General features: G+C 63.6%; 11 protein-coding genes. 5 read left to right on the top strand and 6 right to left on the bottom strand.

What is annotated here, in order from left to right; genetic code table 11:
• Positions 1–48: 48 nt before the first annotated feature.
• From AC1L6K_RS05970 to AC1L6K_RS05960, 3 genes are all read right to left on the bottom strand, one after another.
• A complete protein-coding gene (locus AC1L6K_RS05970; protein ID WP_480951795.1) occupies positions 49–1,635 on the bottom strand; it encodes an ABC-F family ATP-binding cassette domain-containing protein in 1,587 nt (528 codons plus the stop codon).
• A 112-nt stretch (positions 1,636–1,747) separates the two neighbouring features.
• Entirely contained in the window at positions 1,748–2,137 is a 390-nt protein-coding gene (locus tag AC1L6K_RS05965) for a VOC family protein (RefSeq protein WP_480951794.1), read from the bottom strand.
• Positions 2,106–2,441: an ArsR/SmtB family transcription factor gene (locus AC1L6K_RS05960; RefSeq protein WP_480951793.1), complete on the bottom strand. Its 336-nt coding sequence runs from the start codon at positions 2,439–2,441 to the stop codon at positions 2,106–2,108. The genes AC1L6K_RS05965 and AC1L6K_RS05960 overlap by 32 nt, the downstream gene beginning before the upstream one ends.
• Positions 2,442–2,636: 195 nt before the next feature.
• On the opposite strand from AC1L6K_RS05960, the gene AC1L6K_RS05955 reads away from it, so the two are divergent.
• Positions 2,637–3,623 (top strand): diaminopimelate dehydrogenase, encoded by a 987-nt coding sequence (locus AC1L6K_RS05955; protein ID WP_480951792.1) that lies wholly within the window; start codon positions 2,637–2,639, stop codon positions 3,621–3,623.
• 182 nt (positions 3,624–3,805) lie between these two features.
• Here the strand turns inward: AC1L6K_RS05955 and AC1L6K_RS05950 are convergent, their stop codons facing one another.
• Positions 3,806–4,054 carry an SDR family NAD(P)-dependent oxidoreductase gene (locus tag AC1L6K_RS05950; RefSeq protein WP_480951791.1) on the bottom strand — a complete coding sequence of 83 codons (249 nt, stop codon included), beginning with the start codon at positions 4,052–4,054 and terminating at the stop codon, positions 3,806–3,808.
• A 133-nt stretch (positions 4,055–4,187) separates the two neighbouring features.
• On the opposite strand from AC1L6K_RS05950, the gene AC1L6K_RS05945 reads away from it, so the two are divergent.
• The 3 genes from AC1L6K_RS05945 to AC1L6K_RS05935 all read left to right on the top strand — a co-directional run bounded on the left by AC1L6K_RS05945 (position 4,188) and on the right by AC1L6K_RS05935 (position 7,190).
• Positions 4,188–4,412: a heavy-metal-associated domain-containing protein gene (locus AC1L6K_RS05945; protein WP_480951790.1), complete on the top strand. Its 225-nt coding sequence runs from the start codon at positions 4,188–4,190 to the stop codon at positions 4,410–4,412.
• Between the two features lie 44 nt (positions 4,413–4,456).
• Positions 4,457–5,149, top strand: a complete 693-nt coding sequence (locus tag AC1L6K_RS05940) for a Crp/Fnr family transcriptional regulator (protein ID WP_480951789.1) — start codon at positions 4,457–4,459, stop codon at positions 5,147–5,149.
• A gap of 121 nt (positions 5,150–5,270) precedes the next feature.
• Positions 5,271–7,190, top strand: coding sequence for a heavy metal translocating P-type ATPase (locus tag AC1L6K_RS05935; protein ID WP_480951788.1), 1,920 nt, complete (start codon positions 5,271–5,273; stop codon positions 7,188–7,190).
• Positions 7,191–7,379: 189 nt separating this feature from the next.
• Here the strand turns inward: AC1L6K_RS05935 and AC1L6K_RS05930 are convergent, their stop codons facing one another.
• The gene (locus AC1L6K_RS05930; protein WP_480951787.1) at positions 7,380–11,009 is read right to left on the bottom strand and encodes a DEAD/DEAH box helicase; all 3,630 of its coding nucleotides are present in this window, start codon (positions 11,007–11,009) and stop codon (positions 7,380–7,382) included.
• Between the two features lie 60 nt (positions 11,010–11,069).
• The gene (locus AC1L6K_RS05925; RefSeq protein WP_480951786.1) at positions 11,070–11,318 is read right to left on the bottom strand and encodes a hypothetical protein; all 249 of its coding nucleotides are present in this window, start codon (positions 11,316–11,318) and stop codon (positions 11,070–11,072) included.
• 75 nt (positions 11,319–11,393) lie between these two features.
• Here AC1L6K_RS05925 and AC1L6K_RS05920 point away from each other — a divergent pair, with 75 nt between their 5' ends.
• Entirely contained in the window at positions 11,394–12,746 is a 1,353-nt protein-coding gene (locus AC1L6K_RS05920; protein WP_480951785.1) for an alpha-hydroxy acid oxidase, read from the top strand.
• Positions 12,747–12,771: the final 25 nt, after the last annotated feature.

Raw genomic sequence — 12,771 nt, 5'->3', positions numbered from 1 at the left:
CGGCGGCTGTGTGTCGGCCAAACCCCACATGGGACAGAGGGCCTGCGCTTACCCTCCGTGAACCACAATCTGGCCCGGCGCCTCGGCGTTGAACACGAGTCGGCGGTTCGCGATTTTGTCGGTGAAGAAGCGGTCGTGGCTAACCACGAGCACGGCACCTGGGAAATGCAGCAGGGCCCGTTCCATAACCTGCGTGCTGGACATGTCGAGGTGGTTGGTGGGCTCATCGAGCACCAGAACAGAGGCGCCAGAGAGCAGGCACTGGGCCATCGCCACACGGGCGCGCTGCCCACCCGACAGGTTGCCGATGCGCTGCTTCAGGTCCGCCTCTGAGAACTGGAACATGGCCAGGAAGCGGTTAACTGACTTCTTGGTGGCCGTCAGTGCGAGGCTTTCCGGCATCGCGTTGACGGCGTGGGTGACGGTGTCCTCGGGGTCCAGCTCGTCGAGCACCTGGTTGTAGGAGACCAGCCCGCCGCCCTTGGCCCAGGTGACGTAGCCGGAATCTGCCGGCTCCTCCCCAGTCAGGGCGCGCAGCAGCGTCGACTTGCCCGAACCGTTGGCTCCCAGCACAACAATCCGGTTGCCGCGGCGGATCTCAAAGCTGAGGTCGCTGAACAGTGTCCTGTCACCATACGTTTTGCTCAGCGACTCGACCCGGCACAGCACATCCTTGACGTGCAGCCCGCCGTAGATTTCGGTGATGATCTTGTCCACGGGTCGCGGAGCACGCGACTTCTTGATCTTTGACAGCTTGGAATCCAGCCCCTTCGTCGCGGCCTTGGCTGCCTCGCGGCGGTCGGAGATGCCCTCCGCTTCAAAGGCCAGCAGTTCGGATTCGTGCACAAATTGGCTTTCGAGCGTCTTGAGCCGGAACTGTTTGGCCACCACGTACTCGGCAAAGTTGCCGGGGTATTCATGCAGGTGGAAGTTCTCCAGCTCGATAATGCGGGTGACCACCGCGTCAAGGAACTTCCGATCGTGCGAGACGATGATCGCCGCACCCTGGAAGTTCTTGAACCAGCCCTCGAGCCATTCAACGCCGGCCACATCAAGATAGTTGGTGGGTTCATCGAGCAGAAGCACGTCCGGAGCTTCCAGGAGGATCTTGGCCAGGGCTGCACGGTTGCGCCAACCGCCGGAAAGGTCGTCGATGGGGCAAATGCGGTGGGCCTCATTGAAGCCAAGCGTGGTCAGCACCTTGTCGATCGAGCGCTGGTAGTCCCAGCCGTCCAGCCTGTCCATGTCGGCAAAGAGCTCTGACTGCCGGTGGATCAATCGGTCCAGTTCAGCCTCCGGTTGGTCGACGGCGAGCGCCGCATCGATCCCGGCAAGCTCTGCCTCAATCTCCAGGACATGGGCAAACACTTCCTGGAGCACCTCGAGGATCGACTGTGAACCATTGAGCTCGGAGAACTGGGAGAAGTAGCCGATCTTGGTGCCAAGTTCCACGCTGACGGTGCCGGTGTCCGGCTCCACCTGGTCCATGACCAGCTTGAGCAGCGTGGACTTTCCCGAGCCGTTGCGCCCGATCATCCCCACCCGGTCCCCCGCCTCGAGCTTGAAAAAGGCCTCACGCAGCACCTGGACCTTGTCGAAGCGCACGGAAACGTCATTGAGGCGGATCAAGCTCATGGGTGTGGTCCTTTGATGCAGAGAGAGCGGGGCAGGGAAAACACCCGGGTCCAGTTTACCGGCAGGTGAGGGCGCTGGGTGGCACATGCCGCCGTCGTGCTTCCGAACTGCGTCAGCCCGCCATGTGTGCGATCTGGATCAGGTTCCCACAGGTGTCGTCGAAAACGGCGGTGGTGACCGGGCCCATCGTGGCGGGCTCCTGGGTGAAGCGCACGCCCAGTCCGGCCAGCCGTTCATATTCGGCCTGGACGTCCTCCACGGCAAACTGGGTGAACGGGATGCCGTCCGCAAGCAGTGCGTCCTTGAACGGGTGCACCGCCGGGTGGCCGCTGGGCTCCAACAGCAGCCGCGTGCCGTCGGGATCCTGTGCGGACGCAACAGTCAACCACCTGTCGGCGCCCACGGGGACGTCGTCCTTCAGAACGAACCCCAGCTTTTCGGTGTAAAACTCCAGCGCCTTGGCCTGGTCGTCAACGAACACGCTTGTCAGGTGGATTCTCATCACTGTTCCCTCGTCTTTCTGTGCCGGCAGTGCCGGGCTTGTTGAGCCACCGCGTGAAGATCGGTTCAAGCGGCTTGGTATTGATGTGGTGGAATTTGAACCTGCCCTCACGCCTGGTCTCAACGAGGCCGGCGGCTTCCAGCACATCCAAATGTTGTGAAACTGCCTGGCGCGACGACGACAGCCCATGGATCATGAGCAACCGCGTGCAGATCTCAAACAGTGTCTGCCCGTCCCGTTCGGCCAGCTCATCCAGGATGATCCTGCGGGTGGGATCGGCCAAGGCCTTGAATACGTCTGCCACATGTTCACAATAGGCAAGTGATCACTTGCATGTCAACGGCTTTCCCTCCACCCTTGCCCAAGCACGACGCCGGGCCCGCCCCTCCCTGCCCGGCCGCCCCTTCCGCTGCGCCCCACCGCGGCCGCAGACTGTACGGTTGGGGCTAATGAACCCGGCTGCCATTGAAGGGCGGCCCAATAGTTGGATGGAGAACACATGAGCGCGCCGATTCGCATTGGAATTGCCGGTTACGGAAACTTGGGCCGCGGGGTCGAGGCAGCCATTGCCAAGAATGCCGACATGACCCTGACGGGAATTTACACCCGCCGCAACCCTGCGGACTTGGTGCCGCTCAATGCAGGCGCACCCGTCTTCTCCATGGACGCCCTGGCCGGCCACGCAGCCGATATTGACGTGCTGATCCTGTGCGGCGGTTCAAAGTCGGACCTGCCCGAACAGGGACCTGCCTTGGCAGCCCTGTTCAACACGGTCGACAGCTTTGACACGCACGCACGCATCCCCGAGTACTTCGCCACCGTGGACGCCCCGGCCAAGGCTGCCAGCAAGACCGCGTTGATCTCCGCCGGCTGGGATCCGGGCATGTTCTCCATCAACCGCGTCTACGGCGAGGCCCTGCTGCCCGACGGCGAAACTTACACTTTCTGGGGCCGAGGCCTGAGCCAGGGCCACTCGGACGCCATCCGCCGGGTGGCCGGTGTTGCCGGCGGCGTGCAGTACACGCTGCCGTCCGAGACCGCCATTGACAAGGTCCGCAGCGGCTCCCGGCCGGAACTGACCACCCGCCAGAAGCACACCCGCGAATGTTTTGTGGTGCTCGAGGACGGCGCTTCTGAGGTCGCCGTACGCGCCGAGATCGTGGGCATGCCGCATTATTTTGACCAGTACGACACCACTGTCAACTTCATTACGGCCGAGGAGTTGGCCCGTGACCATGCAGCCATGCCGCACGGCGGTTTTGTGATTCGCAGCGGCAACACCACCGACGGGCATGCACAGGTCATCGAGTACTCCCTGGCGCTGGAGAGCAACCCGGAATTCACCTCCAGCGTGCTCGTTGCCTACGCCCGCGCCGTGCACCGCATGAACGCCGCCGGCCAGTTTGGTGCCAAAACCGTGTTCGACGTGGCCCCTGGCCTGCTGTCACCGAAGTCCGCCGCAGATCTGCGGGCTGAACTGCTGTAACCCGTTCCCACAACGTCCCACAACTTCTCATCGAGTACGCAGTTGTTGGACGAAAATGCCCTGGAATGAGCCTGCCGCTTTTTGTTGTTGAAAGTTGAGAGGGTTCTATTGTCACCGGGCGCGCATGTCCCCGCCTATCGGCCGAAAGTCGCCGCGTACGTTCCCGCTCTGCGCGCATGTCCTTACATGCGCGCAGAGCGGGAACGTACGCGGCGGCCAACGGGCACCGGACCGACGGGCAGCACGTGCCGCACGGCCGCCCGCCAGCGCACACCCGGCCCGGCGGCAGCCGTCGCCTGCCCAAGCCCCTCGGAACCGCGCGCAATCAGTGAAACCCGGGCTCCGGCGTCGTGTGCTTCCTTGGCGGACGCCGCACCGATTCCCTGCGAGCCTCCGGTGAGGATCACATGCGCACCCTGCAGCTTTGTCATGGAACATGAGTATAGGTGCGCGCCGCCGTCGTGCAGCCAAAAGAATCCTGCGGTCTTGACCCACGTCAAGGCGGCGCCGCCCGGAACGCGGTGTACTGGTTATACAAGCCCCACCCACAAGGAAAGGCACACCATGCGCACCGCCAAATTTGAGACCGAACCGTTCACCTGCCCGTCCTGCATCACTAAGATTGAGGGCGTTGTCGGCAAGATGGAAGGCGTCGAGGAAACCAAGGTCATGTTCAACTCCGGCAAGGTCAAGGTGACGTTTGACGACGGACTGGTCACCGCGGAGGCAATCGCCAAGGCCATCACGGATCTCGGCTACCCGGTGCTGAAGCACAAGGTCGCGGCATAGCTTCCCGGGACACGGCCCGCGGAAATAGCTGGTTGACTGTGGACATGGCACATCATTCTGCGGTCCAAGGACACGCTCCACTGGAAGTTCTGGTGGGGCGTGTCCCCATTTTCAGCCAGCTCGCCCCCGAGGAACTCAAGGACATCGCCGGGCGTGTGAGGCTGCGCCACCACGCACGCAACGAGCAGTTGTACGGCGCCGGCGAGAACAACCCGCACCTGATGATCATCCACAGCGGGCACGTGAAGATTTACCGGATCACGGAATCGGGCCATGAACAGCTGATCCGGGTGCTCGGTGAGGGTGATTTTCTCGGCGAGATGAGCTTCATCAGCGGCGCGCCCACGGACCACTTCGCCACCACCTTGGAGGCGGCCGAGATTTGCGCGCTGCACCACGACGACCTGCGCGACTATCTCCTGCGCTTCCCCACCGTGACCTACAAGATGCTGGAAACCCTCAGCAGCCGGCTCGAAAGCACCGAACGCCAGGTGAGCATCCTGGCCGGGGAGGATGCCGAACACCGGATCGCCGCCTACCTGCTGGAGCTGGCGGACAAGCACCCCACGGCAAAGTTTGCGCTGCCCATTGCCAAAAAGGATATCGCCTCTTTTCTGGGCCTGACCCCGGAAACGCTCAGCCGCAAACTGGCCCAATTCGAGTCTGCCGGCTGGCTCCTCCTGCACCCGCGCCGCATCGTGGAACTGCTGGACGTGCCCGCGCTGCACAAGCTGTAGGCCGCGGGTCACAACAACAGCCCACCCGGAATTGACCCCGGTCAAGGCGCATTCCGGCGATCCGGGCAATCCTTGAAGTATCGGCAGGAGACCCCCGCCGGCACACAAGCCAAGGAGCATCATGACTGGCAGGACCAAAGCCCGGATCGCCGCCGCGACCGGCATCATGCTGATCGCCGCACTGGCGTTCCACCTCTTCGCACTCCCGGTGCCGCGCGACGTCCTGCTGTTCGTCTCGGCCATCACGGCCGGCGTCCCCACGGCCATCCGCGCGTTTCAGGCACTGCGTCATAAGGCGTTCAGCATCGACCTGCTGGTCACGATCGCTGTCGTCGGCGCCCTCATCATTGGCGAATACGTCGAGGCCGCCGTCGTCTCCTTCCTGTTCATCTTCGGCGCCTGGCTCGAGGCCCGCACCCTGGAGAAGACGCGTCGCTCGCTGCGGGACCTGGTGGACCTGGCGCCCCAGGAAGCGCAGGTGATGCGCGACGGCGTGTCCGTCACCATCAGCGTGGACGATGTCGTTGCGGGCGACCATGTTGTGGTCCAGTCCGGCGGCCAAATTCCCGTGGACGGCACCATCATCTCCGGCCAAGCCCTCGTCAACGAGGCAACCATTACGGGCGAGCCGGTCCCCGCGTCCAAGAAGGTGGGCGACAAGGTCTACGGCGGCACCATCCTCGACAACGGCTTCATCGGCATGAGAGCCGAGCAGGTGGGCGACGACACCACCTTCGCCCAGATCATCGAACTCGTTGAAGAGGCGCAGGACTCCAAAACCAAGGCGCAGCGCTTCCTCGACAGGTTCGCGCAAATTTACACGCCGGCCATTGTGGTGCTGGCCGTCATTGTGCTGATCTTCAGCCAAAACGTTGAGTTCGCACTGACGTTCCTTGTAATCGCCTGCCCCGGCGCCCTTGTCATCTCAACCCCTGTCTCCATGGTTGCGGGCCTCGGCAACGGCGCCCGCCACGGCGTCCTCGTCAAGGGCGGCGACGCCCTCGAACGGTTCTCCAAGATCGACACCATGATCTTTGACAAGACGGGCACGCTCACCGTGGGCCGCCCGGAGGTCACCGAGGTCTTCCCCTTGAACGAGCACGACGCCGGACACCTCCTGCGCCTGTCGGCCCGCCTTGAGCTGGCTTCCGAACACCCGCTGGGGCGGACCATCGTTGAAGAGGCCCGCCTGCGCGGCCACGACGTGACGGAGCAGCCCACGGACATTGAGGTCATCAAGGGCGGCGGCATCCGCGGCCAGGTTGACGGCTCGATTGTGGCTGTTGGTTCCCGCCGGGTCCTGGCCGAGATGGGCGTGGAGCTGCCGGCGGCAGCCGAGCAGCATGCAGTTCAGCAGGAGCAGGGCGGCAACACGGCCGTCTTTGCCGTAATCGACGGCGAGCTCGCCGGCATCATTTCGATCGCCGACAGGATCCGCCCCGAAGCCAGGGCCGCCATTGCAGCCACGCGCCGGCGCGGGGTCGGGCAGTTCTACATGCTCACGGGCGACAACCGCCACACCGCCGCCCTGGTAGGAGCCGAGTTGGGTATCGATGAGGTGCGGGCCGAGCTGCTGCCCGCCGACAAGGTGCGCATTGTCCAGGAACTCAAGGACGCCGGGCACCGTGTGGCGATGGTGGGCGACGGCATCAACGACGCCCCCGCCATTGCCACGGCCAACGTTGGCCTGGCCATGGGGGCCGGCACCGACGTGTCCATCCAGACGGCCGACGTGATCTTGATGGGCAACCGCTTCGACCAGCTCGTCCACGCGTACTCGCTGGCGAAGGCGACCGTGCGAAACATGAAGCAAAACACCGCGATTGCACTTGGCACGGTTGTGCTGCTTCTGACGGGCGTGTTGTTCCAGAAGGTGTTCATGGCCACCGGCATGCTGGTGCATGAGATCAGCGTGCTGGTTGTCATCATCAACGCCATCCGCTTGGTGCGCTTCCGCGACAAGCGGGCTGCCGCCCCCACGGCCGATGCGGGGCTTGCTGCGGAGGATGGGCGGGAAGCAATTCTTGAGCGCCAGCGCTGACCCGCCTCAGGGGGCAGTAGTTGCGATATGCCACCCTTAGGCACTTCTCGCCACGAACTCGGGGGCAGACATCGTAATCCGCCATAGGTGCACAGGGGCCGGATTACGATATCTGCCCCCGCAACTGTTTTAGCTGCCCCCGCCCGGCTTAAAGATAGGGAAAGGGATGAGAGTTTCCGTAACGGAGGTTCAGGCGTCAAACAAACCGCGGACATCGTCGGCGGTGATGGCCGAGGAGAACATGGCGTCGTCGTCCATGACGGAGCTGAACAGTTTCGCCTTCTTGTCCTTCAGCGCCATGACTTTTTCCTCGATCGTGTCCTTGGCAACGAGCCGGTACACCATGACGTTCTTGGTCTGCCCGATCCTGTGGGTGCGGTCCACGGCCTGGTTTTCGGTGGCGGGATTCCACCACGGGTCCAGCAGGAAGCAGTAGTCGGCTTCGGTCAGGTTCAGCCCGAAGCCACCCGATTTCAGGCTGATCAGGAACACCGGGGCAGTGCCGGACTTGAACTTTTCAATGACCTCGCCGCGTTTGCGGGTCTTTCCGTCCAAATAGGCGTACTCGATCCCGGCCGCGTCCAAACGCTCCCTGGCCTTGCCCAGGAACGACGTGAACTGGCTGAAAATCAACGCCCGGTGCCCCTCTGCCACGACGTCCTCGAGCTGTTCAAACAAGACATCGAGCTTGCTGGACGGGGCGCTGGCATACTTCGGATCCACCAGCGAGGCGTCCAAGCTGAGCATCCTCAGGGTGGTGAGCGACTTGAAGATCGTAAACCGGTTTTTGTCCATGTCGCCCAGCAGGCCGAGAACTTTTTGGCGCTCATGCTGGAGGTGCCGCTGGTAAATGGTGCGGTGCCGCGGTGCAAGCTCCAACTCCAGCACCTGTTCCTGCTTGGGCGGCAGTTCCTTGGCCACGGCGTCCTTGGTGCGCCGCAGGATCAGCGGCCGGATCCGACGTCGTAATTGTTTAAGTTTGTCGGCATCCCCCTCCTTCTCCACCGGTTTGCGGTAGTAGTCGGAGAAATGGGTCGGTGACGGGAACAGCCCCGGTGAGGTGATGGCAAACAGCGACCACAGCTCCATCAAGTTGTTTTCCATGGGCGTGCCGGTGATCGCCAGCTTGAACGGCGCCGGGAACGACCGCGCCAGCTGGCTGGCCTTGGTGAGGTGGTTCTTCACAAACTGTGCCTCGTCAAAGATCAGCCCGGCCCATTTCTGGCTGGCATAGGCTTCGCTGTCGAGCCGGAACAGCGTGTAGGAGGTAATGACGACGTCGGTCCCGCCCACCAGTGCGGCTGCCTCGCTGCCACTCTTGCGCAGTGTGTCGGTGACCGCGGTGGTGTTCAGGCCGGGGGCAAAGCGGCGCGCCTCGGCAGCCCAGTTGGACACCACCGAGGTGGGCGCAACCACCAGGAACGGCAGTGACGCTTCCTTTTGCGCAGCGGCGGTGGCCTTGGCGTGGGTGATCAGGGCCAGGGTTTGCAGTGTCTTGCCCAGGCCCATGTCATCGGCCAGCACCCCGCCCAGATTGTTTTCAAACAGGAAGGCGAGCCAGTTGAAGCCCTCCTGCTGGTACGGGCGCAGCGAAGCCTCAAGCCCCGCCGGGACTGGAACCGCCGCAACCTCCTGGACCTCAAGCAGCCCCGAGACTGACTTTTGCCAGGCGTCGGCCTGCTCGGCAGTGGTGGCCAGCTCCTTGAGTTCTTCCCAAAGCCCGGCCTGGTAGCGGCTGATTTTCAGGGAGCCGCCGGGCTCCTGCAGGCTCCGCGCCTCGTCAATGAGCCGCCGCAGCTGCTCAAATTCGGGCTGGCCCAGCGCAAAGTAATGTCCGTTGGGCAGCATCAGGTGGTCCTCGTCGGAGGCCAGCGCCAGGAACAACTCGCCAAACGGAATGTCTGTCTCGTCCAAGGTGACGGAGACACCCAAGTCAAACCAGTCGCCGTCGCCCGTTCCCTTGGTGCTGATGCCAATCTGCGGGGTGCCCGTCAGCTCGGTGTAGTCGGGGGCCGAACCGGCAGTGTCGATGCGCACGTGCTCGAGTTCGGCCAGTGCGGGCAGCGCTTCGGTGCTGAAACGGGCTGCTGCGACATCCTTCAGATGCACGGGCTCGTTGCTGCCAGGATGCAGGCTGGCCGCGTGCGGAAAGGATTCCCGGGTGGCCGCCGGGAATTCGGCGAGCGTCTCCGCCACGGCCTTCAGCAGCCGCGTCTCGAAGGTGTCGTCGCGGTGCCCCGCCCCGTCGCTGACCATCGAATACCTGGTCAGTGAGTCGCCGACAGCGTACTCCCAGTGCCAATGCAGCTCCATCGCGGGTCCGGAGGCCTTGTGGGACTGGTTGGCGGTTTTGCGGCGCCGGTCAACCTTCGGCGCTGCAACCGGAGGAATGTGCACGGCCGTCAGCACGAGTTCCGGGTCCTGGATTTCCGGCAGCCCGCCGCTGCCGTCACGGGCATGCAGGTCCATGCTGTGGCGCAACTGCGGGTAGTAGCTGTCAAGGAACTGTTTCCGGTCGGAAGCAGGGATTTCCACCGGGGTCCGGGTGTCGATCAGCAGCTTCAGGGCTTTCCCGACGGATTCCGTGACGGGTGCAAAGTTGATGTTCCGCTGGGCCAGGGCAGTTTGTTCATTTCCGCCGCTCCACCAGAAAAGGCCGTGGACGGGTGCGCCGAGGGTGCCCATCGTCGCCGGGTCGAGAATTGTCGTGCCTGATGCTGCGCTGCCGGGCGGGGTGCTGTTGACGACGGCCTGCGGGACCAGCGTGATGCCACCGTCGGCAGCGGCGGCGATGTTGGTGCTGACATGGACTGATTCGGCCCACGTGATGCTGTTGGACTTTCTGGACGTGACAAATTCCAGGCCGATCCCGGCCGCCTGTGTCAGCAGGTTCCACAGCAGCGGAGAGTTGAAATCATCCAGGCAAATCCGCTTGCCGGTGCCGTATCCGGTCCTGGTGGACTTGAAGAGGGCGTGAAAGACCTGCAGCCACTTCTTGTGTTCCGGGTTGAAGCCGTCCATGTAGTACAGCTGGTGCATGGAGTCCCAGGCGAGGTTGCCGACAACCCATTTGTTGGCGTCGTTGCGCATGACCGGGCGGACGCCGAGACGGACACGCTGCGTCTCCACGGATTTGGCCCCGCGTGCCTTTGCATTCTTCCTCGGCTTGGAGCGGGCCGCGTACGGATCCTGCGGTTCCTCAAGCAACTCAAATTGCAGCGCCATGGGTGTCGGGACGGCCACGGCCGCGTTGCGTGCCAGCTCCCGGCCCCAATAGGCCGGAGCCGCCACCACTGGCGGATTGAGTATCGCCTCAAGCTGCTGCTCCCAGGGCGCCGGTTTCTTGGGCGCCGGCTTTTTGGCTGCTGGCTTTTTGGGTGCCGGCCTCTTCGCTGCCGGCGCCTTGGGCGCCATCAACCGGGCCGGCGCCGCTGCTGCGGATGGGGTTGCTGCGCCGGCCACAGGAACTTCACGAGCCCCGGGAATCCCTGACGTTTCGGGAGCTTCAGTTTCTTCCAGCAAGCGGTTGGTGGTAAAAATCAGCGCAGCCACATGTTTGCAGTTTCCGCCGACGGGGCAGCTGCAGTTGCCGTCAACAAGAGCCGCGCCCTTCGGTTTGTCAAGGAAGATGGCGGTGGTTTCGTAGACCCGGTTTCCGCTGCCCGACACCAGGGCCTGCAGTTCGAGCCGGCTTTCCACCCACTGGACCCGGCTGACATTGCCAGCGCTGGCATAGCCAAGCCCGCGATGCACCGCTGCGGGGCCGACAAGGCTTCTGAGATCCGTGTATTCCACGTAGGGGACGAGCGAAAGATCCATTCGATTAACAGTACCGGGCGGCACCCACAGCGAGGAACCGGCTCATGTCGTAACCCGCCCTCAGCCGGCGGGCCCGGCTTCCTTGTAAAACCCCTCGATGTGGGCAGTGACAAGACTTGCCGCTCCTGGCCCGTCGTCGCCCTTGACAGCCTCCCGCAGCGAGCCCAGCATCGCACTCACGCCGACATTTCCGGGAGCCCCCATGGCCATCGTTGGCTCGGCGATGGAACGACGGCCACCGTTCAGGCGGAGAGTTGGTGCTCCAGCCAGCTCAAAACAAGTTGATGGGTGCGCATGTGACATTGCCACTTAGTGTGGTTGGACCTTAGCCCCTAGTGTGGGAGACCACGGAGAAATCCACCTTCCCCCAGCATGGAGGCGACAATGACGCAAAGAAGCGAAACCGGCAACCCTGAAATGCCGCCGGCACCCGGCGCCGCAACCTCTGCCGTGCCGGCCGTGCAGCACGCGCCCGCCGCGCTGCCGGGGATTCCTGTCCTGCCAGCCGCACTCAGGCGCCGGATGCCCAAATATTCGGAGCTGGCCCCGTTGATGCAGTTCAAGAAGCCTGAGTTCAGCCAGGCCGCCAAATTGCGACGCACCAACACCATTTGGGATCTGCGGGACATGGCAAAGCGCCGGACCCCGAAGGCGCCCTTCGACTACACGGATGGTGCCGCCGAAGCGGAAATCACCCTCCGCCGGGCGCGTGCAGCGTTCCTTGACATTGAGTTCCGCCCGGGCATCCTGCGGGATGTCTCAAGCATCGGCCTGGGCATGGAGATTCTGGGCAGGCCGTCAAGGATGCCTGTGGGCATCGCCCCCACCGGGTTCACCCGGATGATGCAGTCCGAGGGCGAGTATGCCGGCTCCCAGGCTGCCGAGGCGGCGGGCATTCCCTACACGCTGTCCACGATGGGCACGGCCTCCATCGAGGATGTTGCCGCCGCAGCCCCGAATGGGCGGAACTGGTTCCAGCTCTACCTGTGGAAGGACAGGGACCGTTCCCTTGAACTGATCGAACGCGCCGCCCGTGCCGGCTATGACACGCTCATGGTCACTGTGGACACCTCCGTCGCCGGGGCGCGGCTGCGGGACGTGCGCAACGGCATGACCATCCCGCCTTCGCTGACCATCAAGACGGTGCTTGACGCTTCCTACCGACCTGCCTGGTGGTTTAACTTCCTGACCCACGAACCACTCACTTTTGCCTCGCTGTCCCGGCACTCGGGCACCGTGGCCGAGCTGATCAACTCGATGTTCGACCCCACCTTGAATTATGCGGATCTGAGCTGGTTGCGGGAAACATGGAAGGGCAAGCTGGTGGTCAAGGGGATCCAGACCGTCGACGACGCCCGGAAGTCCGTTGACCACGGGGCCGACGGTGTGGTGCTCTCCAACCACGGCGGGCGCCAATTGGACCGGGCGCCCATCCCCTTCCACCTCCTTCCGGAAGTTTCCGCGGCGCTAAAGTCCGGTGCAGGCAGCCCCGCAATCATTTTGGACACAGGCATCATGAGCGGTGCCGACATCATCGCGGCACTGTCCCTGGGGGCGGACTTCACCTTGATTGGGCGGGCCTATCTGTACGGCCTGATGGCCGGCGGCCGGGCCGGGGTGGACCGCACACTGGAGATCCTTGAAACGGACATGCGGCGCACCATGGCACTGCTCGGTGTCACCACCATCGCCGAGCTGACACCGGATCACGTCAGGATCCTCAAAGACCAGTCCTGAGCACGGATCCCGGCCGGGTCAGGCC

The organism is Specibacter sp. BI4 (genome assembly GCF_056680095.1).
The sequence above is the reverse complement of the archived record's forward strand: the minus strand, read 5'-3'. Positions and strand labels throughout refer to the sequence as shown.